The sequence below is a fragment of the Azospirillum picis genome, from assembly GCF_017876115.1.
Classification (GTDB): Bacteria; Pseudomonadota; Alphaproteobacteria; order Azospirillales; family Azospirillaceae; genus Azospirillum; species Azospirillum picis.
The window spans coordinates 1-12,958 of the sequence record NZ_JAGINO010000032.1; the positions used below are offsets into that span (position 1 = coordinate 1).

The window sequence follows — 12,958 nt, forward strand, 5'->3', positions numbered from 1 at the left end:
AGCGGGAACGGCGGCTTGGACGGGTAGAACGCCTTCATCGCCAGGTGCAGCAGCACCGAGCTGTCCTTGCCCACCGAGTACAGCATCACCGGGTTTCGGAACTGTGCCGCAACCTCCCGCATGATGTGGAGGCTCTCGGCTTCGAGACGCTGCAGGTGGGTGAGGCGGACGGAGGAGAGGGGCACGGGCGGACACGAGCAGATGGGTTTCGGGGACGGTCACGACGACGGTCGCGCCGGAGGATCAGGGCAAAGGGGCATCCCAGGGCCGGTGGTATACGCCCTTGCGTCCCTGTCCGGCAATCGCTTCGCGGTCGCGGCAATAGTGCGTGACAGCCATCGCGCTCTAGAGTACCACAACGCCCTATGGCCTATGCGCCCGATACCGCGAATGAAAGGGGGCCTGTTGCGTTGACGAGCGCTCCCGTGCCTTCCCCCCTTTGTCTTCTCGTCTGCACGATCCGCCCATGAGCCTCCTGTTCGACTCTGCCGACCGCAGCCAGACCGCGCGTGCTTACGAGGACCTGGTGACAGGGGTCACGAGTTGGTCACTGTGGGGTATGCTCGGTTGGCACGACATTCGCAAACGCTATCGGCGCTCGGTGCTCGGACCCTTCTGGTTGACCTTGAGCATGGCGGTCCTGGTCGCCAGCCTCGGCCTCATTTATGGTTCGCTCTTCCGCTTCGAACTGCACAACTATCTGCCCTTTCTGGCACTCGGCTTGGCCATCTGGAGCTTCATCGCCGCCGTCTTAAACGAGGGCGGGCAGAGCTTCTTGGAGTTCGAAAGCCTGATCAAGCATGTGCGCATGCCGCTGTCGGTGCATGTGCTGCGCATCGTCTGGCGCAACCTGATCATCCTCGCGCACAATGCCGTCATCTTTGCCGTGATGGCGTTGTGGCTTGGCCTGTGGCCAGGGGCGGCCGGGCTGCTGGTGCTGCCAGGTCTGGCGTTGCTGGTGACGAATGCGGTGTGGGTGGCGCTGCTGCTTGGGATCGCCTGCGCCCGCTTCCGCGACGTCCAACCGATCGCCGCCAGCGTGGTCCAGCTTCTGTTCTTCGTCACTCCGGTGATGTGGAAGCCGGAGTTGATGGCCGAGCGGCAATGGCTCATCTTGCTGAATCCGATCCATTACCTGATCGAGGTGGTGCGTGCGCCGTTGCTGGGCGAAACGCTGCCGCTGTCCGACTGGGGGGTGGCGGTGCTGATCACGATCGCCGGCTGGTCGCTGACCTTTGCGACCTACGTGCGGTTCCGCAAACGCATTGCTTATTGGTTGTAGGCCCGTGGCTGCGATTCACCTCGACCAGGTCTCCGTCGATTTCGTCGTCTATCAGGGCAGCGGGCGCTCCTTGAAGAAGACGCTCTTGCACTCCTCGACCAGCGGCATCATCCGCCATGACGCCCAGCACCGCATCCAGGTGCACGCGCTGGATCGGGTGTCCTTGCGGCTGGAGCATGGCGACCGGCTGGGGTTGATCGGCGGCAACGGCGCCGGCAAGACCACCTTGCTGCGGGCGATGGCCGGCGTCTACGAGCCGACCACCGGCCGCATCCGCGTCGCGGGTCAGGTGACGCCGCTGTTCGACCTGTCGATCGGCTTCGACGGCGATGCCACCGGCTATGACAACATCCGGATGCGGGCAGCCTATCTCGGCGTCTCTCGCCAGGAGATCGAGGGCAAGATGGACGAGATCGCTGCCTTCACCGAGTTGGGTGGCCATCTCGATCTGCCGGTGCGGACCTACTCGGCCGGCATGATGCTGCGGCTGGCCTTCGGCGCCGCCACGGCCATCGACGCGGAAATCCTGCTGATGGACGAGTGGATCGCCGTCAGCGACGCCCAGTTCCTGGAAAAGGCCGAACGCCGGGCCGAGGAGTTCGTCGGCCGCGCCAGCATCCTGGTGATGGCCTCGCATGTCGAAAGCGTGCTGCGCCGGCTATGCAACAAGCTGTTGTGGCTGGAAAACGGCCGCGTCGTCATGATGGGGCCGCTGGAGGAGGTGCTGGCGGCTTATCACGCGGCCACCGGGACGGGCGACATGGCGCGCAAGCGCGGCTCGCCATCCCTGACCGAGCAGCCGGCCATGCCGTCGTGAACGAGGGGGGAGCCCGCCACGGGCGGCCTGCGCTCACTTGGCTGGGGTCCGCTGCCAAGCTACTGCCATTCGCCAAGGCGCTATTCAGAAATGCAGAGGGGAAAGCCCCCAATTGCCATCGGCCTTAGCCTTGCGGCGCCGTCTGCCAGCATGCTATCCGTATGAGCCTTTAAGACAATCAGCTGCCCCTTCAGAATGACTTTCAGAACATTGATGGATAAACTGCGCGCCGCGCAGTCCTACAGCCCGTTCGTCCTGGAGCGATTTCTGGGGCCGATGCGGGCCGAAACACGGCTGGGGCGAACGCTCAATTTCATATTCTGGGCGAGTTGGCAGTCTGGTCGACGTGTTTTGCGGCTGGTGCGGCCGCGGCCCGTGGCCGTTCCGGCACCATCGACGGCCGTGGCTCCGGTGATCGAGGCGCCCAGGCCAGTTGAACCGGTGCGGCTTCCTGACCTGCGCAATGCAGAGCGCTGGTACGATGACGAAGCGCCGGACGTTTCCATCATCATTTTGAATTTCAACAAGGCGGAACTGACCCTCAAGTGCCTGGCCTCGCTGTGGGAGCACACCGCCGGCCACAGCTATGAGATCATCGTCGTCGACAACGGCAGTGCCGCTGAGGATTTCGCCATCCTGGCCAAGCACCACGGCCGCTCGACCCTGGTGCGCCTTGAGGCCAACCGCTTCTTTGGCGAAGGCAACAACATCGGCTTCGAGGCGAGCAGCGGCGCGTTCGCCATCTTCATGAACAACGACGTCACGGTGGAGCCGAACTGGCTGGCACCGCTGATGCAGCCCTTCCTCGCCCATGAGGATTGCGGCGTGAGCGGGCCGAAATTCGTCTACCCCGACGGTCGCCTGCAGGAGGCCGGCGCCCTTCTCGACAAGGAAGGCAACGCGGTCCAGCTCGGCAAGTTCGGCAGCCCGGACGATCCGCGCTTCAACCAGCCGCGCACCGTCGATTACGTCTCGGCAGCCACCGTCGCCATGCGTCGCGACACCTTCCGGACAGTGCTCGGCTTCGATCTTATGTGGGAGCCGGCCTATTACGAAGACAGCGATCTCTGCTTGAAGATCCGCCTGCTCGGGCTCAAGACCTACTACTGTCCGACCTCGACGGTGATCCATCACGAGAATGCCACCTCGTCCGATCAGCGGCATGGCCTCAAGCTCAACAACATCGTCGCGATCAATCGCACGAAGTTCATCGAGCGCTGGGGCGAGGTGCTGCGCGGCGACGCGCCAAGCCCGTCCTCGGAGCTGTTCCCGGCGGTGCCCGCCAGCTGGACGCCCAAGGCCGGCAAGCGTGCCGCCCTGTACACGCCGTACAACATCATTCCCGGTGGCGGCGAGCGCTATTTGCTGACCATCGCTGAGGCGCTGCGGGGCGCCTACGAGGTCTTCCTGGTGACGCCGGAGCTTTTCAGCCGGTTGCGCATCCTGACGGTCGGGCGCGAGCTCGGGCTGACGCTGGACCATGTCCACACCGTGTCCCTGGCGCAAGCCGCCGCCATGCCGCGCTTCGACCTGTTCGTGGCGATGGGCAACGAGATTGTGCCGCCGGTGCCGGCGATGGGTGTCAAGAGCATCTTCCACTGCCAGTTCCCCTTCCCGGTGTCGGTGCATGAGCTGGCGCGGCGCTGGAGCTGGTGGGACGGCTATGAGGGGCTGGCGGTCAATTCCCCCTTCACCCAACAGCATGTCGAACAGCAGCTCCGCGGGTGTGGCCTGACGCCACGGCCGGTGTCGGTCGTCTACCCGCCGGTCGACGACATCGGCGTCGGCGAGGCGCAGTTGGGCGCCAAGGATCCGGTTATCTTGCATGTCGGCCGCTTCTTCACCGGCGGCCATTGCAAGCGCCAGGACCTGCTGATCCAGACCTTCCGCGACCACATCCACGCCGCCGGCATCAAGGCCGAGCTGCATCTGGTGGGGTCGCTGCATCCGGAGGCCGAGCACCGCGACTATTTCCTGATGTGCCAGGAGCTGGCCAAGGACCTGCCGGTGACCTTCCATCTCAACGCCTCCTCGGCCGACATGAAGGCGCTGTACCGCCGGGCCTCGGTCTATTGGCACGCCACCGGCCTCGACGTCGACGAGCAACTCAACCCGGAAAAGGCCGAGCATTTCGGCATCACCATCGTCGAGGCGATGTCCGCCGGCTGCATCCCGGTGGTGGTCAACAAGGGCGGCCCGCGCCACATCGTCGCACACGGGACGACCGGCTACCATTTCGACACCACCGGGGAGCTGGCCGAGCACACCGCCGCCATCCTGTCCGCCAACAACGCTGCCGCCACCCTCGCCATGCGCCGGGCGGCGATCACGGGTGCCAAGCGCTTTTCCAAGTCGGCCTTCTCCGACTTCTGGCAGGAGCTGGACCAGAGCGTGGCGCTCGAGCCGACCAACTGAGTGTTGCCGCGCATGGACACCCCTTTACCGCCCTCTGTGGCCGCTCCGCCTGGCGTGGCGGTGGCCGGCACCACCGCCATCATCGTGCTCGGGATGCACCGCAGCGGCACCTCGGCACTGACCCGCGCCGTCAACATCCTCGGCGCAGCGGTGCCGTCCAACCTCTATCCCGCCTTGCCCAGCAACCCGCTGGGTCACTGGGAATCGAACGACCTCATCGCCCTGCACGACGAGATCCTCGCTTCGGTCGGGCTGGCCTATGACGGGCTGGGGCCGTTCCCGCAGGCGTGGTTCGCCACCCCGCAGGCCGAGGCCATGGTCGACCGCCTGGTCGGGGTGCTGCACCGTGATTTCGCCGGCGCGCCGCTCTTCGTCCTCAAGGACCCGCGGATCTGCCGCCTGGTCCCGTTGTGGCTGCGCGTGCTCGCGCGCTTCGGGGCGCGCCCGGTCTTCTTGGTTCCCATCCGCCATCCCTTCGAGGTCGCCGGCTCGCTGTTCAAGCGCAACGGCTTCAGCCGCGAGAAGTCGTTGCTGCTGTGGCTGCGCCACATGGCCGAGGCGGAGCCGGCGACGCGCGGGCAGGAGCGCTGCTTCCTGACCTATGATGCCCTGCTCGCCGACTGGCGCCGTACGCTCGGGCAGGCTGGACAGGCCCTCCGCCTCGCCTGGCCGCAGCCGTTCGAGCGTGTCGCCGACCAGATGGGCAAGGAGCTGTCGCCGGTCTACCGCAACAACCGGGCGGCGGATGACGAGCAGGCGCTGGAGGCCGCCGCCCCCTGGGTGGCGCGGCTCTACCGCGCCCTGCACCGCCTCGTCGCCGATCCGGCCGATCGCCAGGCCTGCGCCGCCATCGACGCCGTGCGTGAGGCGCTTGGTGCAGGCGACCCGCTGTTTGCCCCGCTGCTGGCCAGCCAAGCGCCCGCACCGCTGCCGATGGCGGCGCCCGAGCCGGACGAGCCGCCTCCGCCTCCGGCCGTCGCGCCGGGGGCCGGACACGAAGCGGCGCCGGCACATCCGGCCCCGCGTCCGCCCGCCGACGGCCCGCTGCTGGCCTGGATCCGTGCCAAGCTGCCGCCTGACCGCCATACCGCCGAGACGATGGCGTTGGTGCGGGAGTCCGGCCTGTTCGATCCGCACTTCTACCTCGACAGCCATCCCGACCTGCGTCAGGGCGACATCGACCCGCTGCGCCATTTCGTCGAGCATGGCGGTGCGGAGGGGCGACGGCCCAACCCGCTGTTCGACAGCGTCTGGTACGGCGACCGCCACGGGATCACCGGCAACCCGCTGGTGCATTACCTGACCGGCGGCGAGGCCGCCGGCAACCGCCCCAACCCGGTCTTCGATCCGGCCTGGTACCGGCAGGCCTATGCGCCGGCGGGCTCGCCGCTGGCCGACTATCTGACCGGCGGCCGGCAAGCCGGCCGCTGGCCGAACGCGCTGTTCGACCCGGCCTGGTACCGCCAGGCCTATGAGCCGGCTGGCGACCCGCTGCTGGAGTATCTGGCCAGCCGCGAGGACAACGAACGGCGCCCGAACGCGCTGTTCGACGTCGCCTGGTACCGTGCCACCTACCAGCCCGCCGCCGACCCGCTCGACGATTACCAGGCCGGGGGCTGGCAGGCCGGCCGCCGGCCCAATGCCTTGTTCGACGTCGCCTGGTACCGCGCCACCTACCAGCCGCCGGGCGATCCGCTGGCCGATTACCTGGCGAGCGGGGCGGCGGCCGGGCGGCGGCCCAACGCGCTGTTCGACGTCGTCTGGTACCGCCAGACCTATGAGCCGGCCGCCGATCCGCTCGTCGACTATCTTGCCGGCGGCTCGCAGGCCGGACGGCGGCCGAACCGGCTGTTCGACGTCACCTGGTACCGCGAGACCTATCGGCCCGAACAGGAGCCGCTGGTCGACTACCTCCATGGCGGCTCGGCCGCCGGCCGTTGGCCGAACGCGCTGTTCGACCCGATCTGGTACCGCACGACCTACCAGCCCGGCGACGATCCGCTGGCCGATTATCTGTTCACCGGCCCGGCGACCGGCCGCTGGCCGAACGCGCTGTTCGACCCGGTCTGGTACCGCGCCACCTATCACCCGACGCTCGATCCGCTCGAGGATTACTTGAGCGGCGGTGTGGCCGCCGGCCGCTGGCCGAACGCGCTGTTCGACCCGGTCTGGTACCGCGCCACCTACCAGCCCGACGCCGAGCCGCTGCATGATTATCTGCGTCCCGGGCGGGCGCACGAACGCAAGCCGAACCCGATCTTCGAGCCGGTCTGGTATGGCGACGGCCATGCCGAGCACATGCGCGGCGGTGAGCATCCGCTGGCGCATTACCTGCGCGAGGGCGGGCCGAAGGGATGGGCGCCGGCCTGGCTCTTCGATCCCGGCTTCTACCGCACCCAGCCGGGGGTGGATCTGGCGGACGGCCAGGATGCCCTGGCGCATTATCTGTGGACCGGGGCGGCACGCGGGCTGGCCCCGCACCCCATCTTCACCGGCCAGGTCAGGGCCGGGGAGGGGGCCGCGGAGGGCGCGGCCCTCGCCCCCGGCTGGCTGGAGCATTGCGCGGCCACCCTGTCCCGCCCGGCCGCCGCCGGGGTCGACAATGCGCCGGTGCTCGCCTATTTCCGCCAGCGGCTGTGGCGGCACCCGCAGGGGCGGCGCCGGCTGGTCGCCGTCTCCCATGACGCCAGCCGCACCGGGGCCCCGCTCTACCTCCTGCGCCTGTTGCAACAGCTTGCCGCCGAACAGCCCGAGCTGGACATCGCCGTTCTGCTGATCGGCGGCGGCCCGCTGGCGCCGGCGTTTGCCCGGCTTGGCCCCACCTTCGATCTCTACCGCTACAACCGTGCCGCCCGGGTCGAGGCCGAGCAGGCGCTGCACGAGCTGAGCGGGCTGGCGGCGCAGGCGACGGTGGCCTTGTGCAACACGGTGGTCGCCGACCGCGTCGCCGAGGCGCTGTCGCAGGCCGGGGTGCCGGTCCTGTCGGTGCTGCATGAAACCCCGGCCTCGATCACCGAGTTCTACGGGGCCGAGCGCGTCCGGCGGATCGCCGCCTCGGCGCGCCGCATCGTCGCGGTGTCGGATGTGATGCGCGACGCCCTCATCGCCAGCTTCGGGCTTGCGCCCGACCAGGTCAGCCGTGTCCATGGCGGGTTGGTCCTTAATGGGCTGCTGCACGAGGGGGCAGGGGAGCGCGCAATGGCGCGCGCCGCCTTGCGGCGGTCGCTGGCGCTGCCGGAGGCGGCGGTGGTCGTGCTCGCCTGCGGCACGCCGGACTTGCGCAAGGGCTTCGACCTCGCGGTCCAGATGGCCAAGGAGCTGCGCGGCGGGGCTGTGCCGATCCACATCGTCTGGGTTGGCGGCGCCCTCAACCCCGACCAGGAGCATTGGGCGCGCTTCCTGCTGCGGGTGAGCGGGGTGGAGGGCGTCATGCATTGGCTGGGGCCGACCGACAACCCGGCGCCCCTCTACCTGGCGGCCGACCTCTTCCTCCTGCCGTCGCGCGAGGACCCTTTCCCGCTGGTGGTGATCGAGGCGATGGCGGCCGGGCTGCCGGTGGTGGCGTTCGCGCAGGCCGGCGGCGCGGTGGAGGCGATCGCCGCGTGCGGGGTGAGCGTTCCCCTGCTCGACCTGAGGGCGCTGCGCGCGGCGATCGAGGATCTGGCCGGCGATCCGGAGCGCCGCCAAGCCTTGGGCGCGGCGGCGCGGCAGCGGGTGCTGTCTTACCTGACCTTCGAGCGGGTCGCCCGGGAGTTCACCGAGCTGATGGACGCGGTGGCCGGCTGAGCCGCCACCGCGCCATCACCCGAGCGGCCGCCCGATCCGCCGTGGTCAGCCGAGCGCAACCGGTTGGGCCCGGCTGTCGAACAGGAAATCGACCGGGCCGTTGGAGCAGCGGCCCGGCGCCGGCATCACCATGAACATGGCGACGTCGACGAGGCGGTTGAGCCATTGCCGCTCACCGTCGATCACGGCGGAGATGCCGGTGTTGAGGAAATAGGTGCCTTCCATCAGCCGGCACTCGAAGCTGTGGGTCACGTTCAAGACCGTGCCGGCCTCGATATGGTCGAGCATGCGGTCGGTGTGCTGGGTGGTGGCGCCGCCGAGTTCGACACCGGTGATGGTCTTGATCCGGGTGCCGACCGCCACGCCCCAGACGTCGCTCTCGACCTTCACGCGGTAACGGATGGTGTAGCGCCGCCCGGACACCAGCACATTGACCCGCCGGCCCTCCTGCGTGGTGACCTGGACATCGAGGATGCGGGCGCCGCGCGTCTCGTAGACGGTCGTGCTCTTTGGCACCAGGCCGGGGTTGTAATGCTCCTCCAGCGCCGCGTCGGCCTCCGCCTCGGCCGCCTGCGAGCGGGCGGCTGCGGTTTCGTCCGGCAAGGCGGCCTCGCCGCGCCTGGCGGCCAGCAGGGCGTCGCGGAAGGGGCCGCGGCGGTCGGCGGGGGTGTAGAGCAGCCGGTGGTAGAAGTTGATGGCCCGGCGCGGCGGGCCGTCATACAGCAGCTCGCCATGGTCGAGCAGGATGGCGCGGTCGCACAGCTCGACGATCTGGTTGGCCGAGTGCGAGACGAAGAGAATGGTCGCCCCCTTCTTCTTGATCGCCTCGATCCGGGCCATGCAGCGGCGCTGGAAGGCCTCGTCGCCGACGGCCAGCGCCTCGTCCACCACCAGGATGTCGGGGTTGACCGAGATGGCGACGGCAAAGGCCAGCCGCATCACCATGCCGGTGGAATAGGTCTTGGTCGGCTGGTCGAGATGCGGGCCGATGTCGGCGAAGGCGGCGATCTCGTCGAACAGCCGGTCGGTTTCTGCCCGGTCGAGCCCGAGGATGGCACTGTTGAGATAGACGTTCTCACGCCCGCTGAAATCGGGGTTGAAGCCCGAGCCCAGCTCCAGCAGGGCCGACACCCGACCATTCACCTCGACCAGACCGGCCGACGGGCGCAGCGTGCGGCAGATGATCTGCAGCAAGGTCGATTTGCCCGAGCCGTTGTGGCCGACGATGCCGACGGTGCTGCCGCGCTCGATGTCGAAGCTGACGCCGCGCAGCGCCCAGAATTCCCTGAAATACCGGCGGCGATGACGGAACAGCGCCTGCTTCAGGCGGTCTTCCGGACGGCTGTAGATTTGATAGACCTTCGAGACGTCGCGGATCGCAATGGCCGTGTTGGAAGGACTCATAAGTCGATGAACCGCCATAAAACCTGAAAGTCGTGCCGGGGGCGGATGCGGGACGGACGCGTACGGGGGATCCGAGGGGCGCATCGCAAGGCGCGTGCATTCATGGCACCGCCGTGCTGAGCTGCGCAACCCTTTCTTACCCAAGCCCCCGCTCGGTCGCCATTGGGGCAGGCAGGCTGCCGAACGCCAGCTTTGGACAGGGGCCGCTTTTCTCCTTAAGAATGGCGGACGAGACCAGCCACGGCCGCCGATGACCCGTTCCGACCCCGCCAGCCCGCCCTCCCGCATTCTGTTCGTGACGACTGCCGCCGGGCAGGCCGCCGCCTATGCCGCCGCCCAAGTCGCCAGGCAACTGGACGCCTGCTATGGGGGGAGGGGGGCATGCGGATCGTAACCGGTGCCGATGCGCGCTATTTTGCCATGGTCGGCCTGTTGGCGCGCTCGCTGGAGCGGTGGCTGCCGGGGGCGGTCCTGCGGGTCTGCGACTTTGGCTTGGCCCCGGCGCAGCGCCGGTTCCTGGAGGGGCTGGGCTGGCTGCTGCCGCGCCCGCCCAGCGTTCCGCACGGCACCCATCCGTACCTCGCCAAGGCGGCGCTCGTCGACTATCTGGCAGGCGACGACGAGGCGGTGACCGGGCCGCTGGTGTGGATCGACGGCGACATGGTGGCCGCGGGACCCTTGGAAGCCCCCTTGCGGGCGCTGGGGGCGGCGATGGCGCAAGGGGGAGCGGTACTGGCCGCCTGCCCGGATGCCGAGGTCACGGACATCGCCGGCTGTATCGCGCGCTGGGACGTCGCCCCCTTTGCCAAGGCGGTTGCAAGCGCAGCCATCGCGCCGCAGCGGCCCTACCTCAACTCCGGATTCTTTCTGTGCACCGACACCGCCGTCCTGGAGGAGGTGCGTGACCGCTGCCGGCGTCTGGACCAGCATCGGATGATCGACCAAAACGCCTTCAATCTCGTCGCCTGGGCGCCCGGCCGGCGCTGCGGGGTGCTCGACCCGGCGGTGTGGAACGTCCACGGCCGCCTGCTGGCGCACACCGCGGTGGCAGCGGACGGGGCGGTGCGGTGCGGGGAGCGGCACGCCCTATTGCTCCACGCCACCTCGATCGGCGGCACCCACCACGAGGAGCGGCAGGGCGCTTTGCGCGGCCCGACCGGGGATCTGGAGATCACGGTGAAATTCTTCCGCACCCCGGCCCTGGCCGCCCGACAGCGGGAACTGCTCGCCGGCTTCGTCGCCGCTCACCGGAGCGCCCTGGTCGCGGCGGGGTGCTACAGCAACGGGGAGGCGCCGGGTCAGCGCCAGTGATGGGCGCGTGCCGACAAGGACACCCGCAGCCGCTGCAGCGGGGTCAGCGGCTGGGCAGGGGCAGCCAGCCAGTGGGACAGGTCGCGCCCGAGATAGCGCCCCAGGCTTTCGATCTTGGGGCGGTACATGCGCTCCAGGTAATAGTGCAGCGTCGGACGCATCGGCCGGCGCAAGCCGACATTGAGCGGGGTTGCGAGGGAGTCGTCCGGTACCGCGTCAAAGCCGGCCGGCTCGACGCCGAGATGGACGCTGCAGCGTTGCAGCACCCCGCGCGGGTTGGCGACGATCTCGTCGAAGGTGTCGATGTGGATGCGCTCGGCCGGGAAATGGCGCCGCCACGTCCGCAGGCAGGCCTCATAGTCGCCGCGGCTGGTCGAGCCCTGGGCATTGAAATGGTCGATGAACCAGGTGTCGGAGGCTTCCTCGACCGTCATTTCGGCGCGCGGGATCGCCATCAGCGCGCCCGACCATGCCCGCTCGATCGGGTTGCGGATCAGGTAGATCAGCCGCAGCTCCGGGAATTCCCGCCGGATGTCGGCGATCGTCTCGGAGGGCAGAATGCCGTAGGCCGGGGTGATCTCGCCGGCGACCGTGCCGGCCGGGGCGGCGGCAAACTGGGCGCGGTACCACTCCAGGCCAAGGTTCCGTTGGCTGTTCCAGAAATGCAGCTCCTTCTCCTGCGTCAAGAACACCGCCGGGTGCTTCTTGAGGTTGTGGTAGAGCCAGGTGGTGCCGGACTTCTGGGCACCGATGCCAAGGAAGTGGAGCATGAGGGGGTCGTCTGTCGGGAGTGCGGATCACATCACGTCGGCGAAGGCCGGACGGCTGCGGGTGAACCAATAAAGCCCGCCCCAGGCGACGAGCACCGCCACCACGCTGTAGGCCGCCAGCTGGCCCCAATCGGGCAGGACGCCCCAGATCACCAGGGCGCGGGCCTGTTCCACCGGAATGGTCAGGGGGTTCAAGATCAGATAGCCGCGCAACGCCTGCGGAATGGCGGTGATGGGGAACAGGATCGGGCTGAGGAACAGCAGCAGCGTCATCACCGGCGAAATCACCTGCCCGATGTCACGCAGGAAGACGCCAAAGGAGGCCAGGAACCACACCAGGCCCAGCGTCAGCAGCACCAAGGGCAGCATCACCACCGGCAGCAGCAGCGCGGTCCACGGCACCGCCCCTTGCACCAGCGCGTAGATGAGGAACAGGGCGACGAAGCTGATCGCGCTGTGGAACAGGGCCGAGCCGATGGTGCTCCAGCCGAGGATCTCCAGCGGGAAGACCACGCGCTTGACCAGGTTGGAATTGCTCAGGATCAGCGACGGGGCCCGGCTGACGCATTCCGACAGGAAATTATGCAGGATCAGCCCGACGAACAGGATGAGGGCAAAGCTGAGATGGCCGTCCGTCGTCGCGGCCTGCCCCGGTGCCCCCCCGGTCCAGCGCGTCTGGAACATGACGCCGAACACCAGCGTGTACATGGCGAGCATGACCAGCGGGGTCAGGAACGACCACAGCAGCCCGGCGGCCGAGCCGCGGTAGCGGCCGGCGATGTCGCGCCACGTCAATTGGCGCACGAGGTAGCGGTGCCTGAGCAGGCTGGCGGGAATGCTGGAAAGGCTGGAGAACATCGATCGGCTATCGGGATCGCGAAAAGCGGCGGGGCGCGGGCACGCGGAGGCCGGCACCTTGAAGCACAGGGGGAATGATCCTAGCATGCTCTGCGGCGCCGCGTACACCTCCGAACCGGAATGGTCGTGCTACCGCTATTGTTCTGTCAACATTGCCAAGAAGTAATGTGCGTACAGCCGGTCTCTCCCTTATTCTAAGGGCGAGCCAAGCTGAGTTTGCCGACTGTGGAGGGCGCCGTTGGGCGGTGGCCCCGGCCCGCCGTGCTGCCACAGTCGGCAATCCCTTCTTTTTGCCCCCGCCGTTCATGGGGGCGC

9 protein-coding genes are annotated in these 12,958 nt (G+C 68.3%); 5 read left to right on the forward strand and 4 right to left on the reverse strand.

Annotated elements, in window-relative coordinates; all coding sequences use genetic code 11:
• A partial coding sequence (locus tag J2850_RS28620) for a phosphoadenosine phosphosulfate reductase domain-containing protein (protein WP_307354575.1) occupies positions 1–185 on the reverse strand: 185 nt, incomplete at its 3' end.
• A gap of 281 nt (positions 186–466) precedes the next feature.
• Between J2850_RS28620 and J2850_RS28625 the strand changes: the two genes are divergently transcribed.
• The 4 genes from J2850_RS28625 (at position 467) to J2850_RS28640 (ending at position 8,300) form a co-directional block, all read left to right on the forward strand.
• On the forward strand, positions 467–1,282 hold the full coding sequence (locus J2850_RS28625) for an ABC transporter permease (RefSeq protein ID WP_209990068.1): 816 nt from the start codon (positions 467–469) through the stop codon (positions 1,280–1,282).
• 4 nt (positions 1,283–1,286) lie between these two features.
• Complete coding sequence (locus J2850_RS28630) at positions 1,287–2,099, forward strand: ABC transporter ATP-binding protein (RefSeq protein ID WP_209990071.1); 813 nt, start codon at positions 1,287–1,289, stop codon at positions 2,097–2,099.
• A gap of 441 nt (positions 2,100–2,540) precedes the next feature.
• Positions 2,541–4,514 (forward strand): glycosyltransferase, encoded by a 1,974-nt coding sequence (locus J2850_RS28635; RefSeq protein ID WP_209990073.1) that lies wholly within the window; start codon positions 2,541–2,543, stop codon positions 4,512–4,514.
• A gap of 12 nt (positions 4,515–4,526) precedes the next feature.
• Entirely contained in the window at positions 4,527–8,300 is a 3,774-nt protein-coding gene (locus tag J2850_RS28640) for a glycosyltransferase (protein WP_209990076.1), read from the forward strand.
• Positions 8,301–8,345: 45 nt separating this feature from the next.
• Here J2850_RS28640 and J2850_RS28645 read toward each other — a convergent pair whose 3' ends face one another.
• Positions 8,346–9,704: an ABC transporter ATP-binding protein gene (locus J2850_RS28645; RefSeq protein ID WP_209990079.1), complete on the reverse strand. Its 1,359-nt coding sequence runs from the start codon at positions 9,702–9,704 to the stop codon at positions 8,346–8,348.
• Positions 9,705–10,085: 381 nt separating this feature from the next.
• On the opposite strand from J2850_RS28645, the gene J2850_RS28650 reads away from it, so the two are divergent.
• Positions 10,086–11,015 carry a hypothetical protein gene (locus tag J2850_RS28650; protein ID WP_209990082.1) on the forward strand — a complete coding sequence of 310 codons (930 nt, stop codon included), beginning with the start codon at positions 10,086–10,088 and terminating at the stop codon, positions 11,013–11,015.
• Here the strand turns inward: J2850_RS28650 and J2850_RS28655 are convergent.
• Together J2850_RS28655 and J2850_RS28660 are read right to left on the reverse strand one after the other, a co-directional pair.
• Positions 11,003–11,785: a sulfotransferase family protein gene (locus J2850_RS28655; protein WP_209990084.1), complete on the reverse strand. Its 783-nt coding sequence runs from the start codon at positions 11,783–11,785 to the stop codon at positions 11,003–11,005. The genes J2850_RS28650 and J2850_RS28655 overlap by 13 nt on opposite strands.
• A gap of 27 nt (positions 11,786–11,812) precedes the next feature.
• Positions 11,813–12,643 carry an ABC transporter permease gene (locus J2850_RS28660; RefSeq protein ID WP_209990087.1) on the reverse strand — a complete coding sequence of 277 codons (831 nt, stop codon included), beginning with the start codon at positions 12,641–12,643 and terminating at the stop codon, positions 11,813–11,815.
• Between the last annotated feature and the right edge of the window lie 315 nt (positions 12,644–12,958).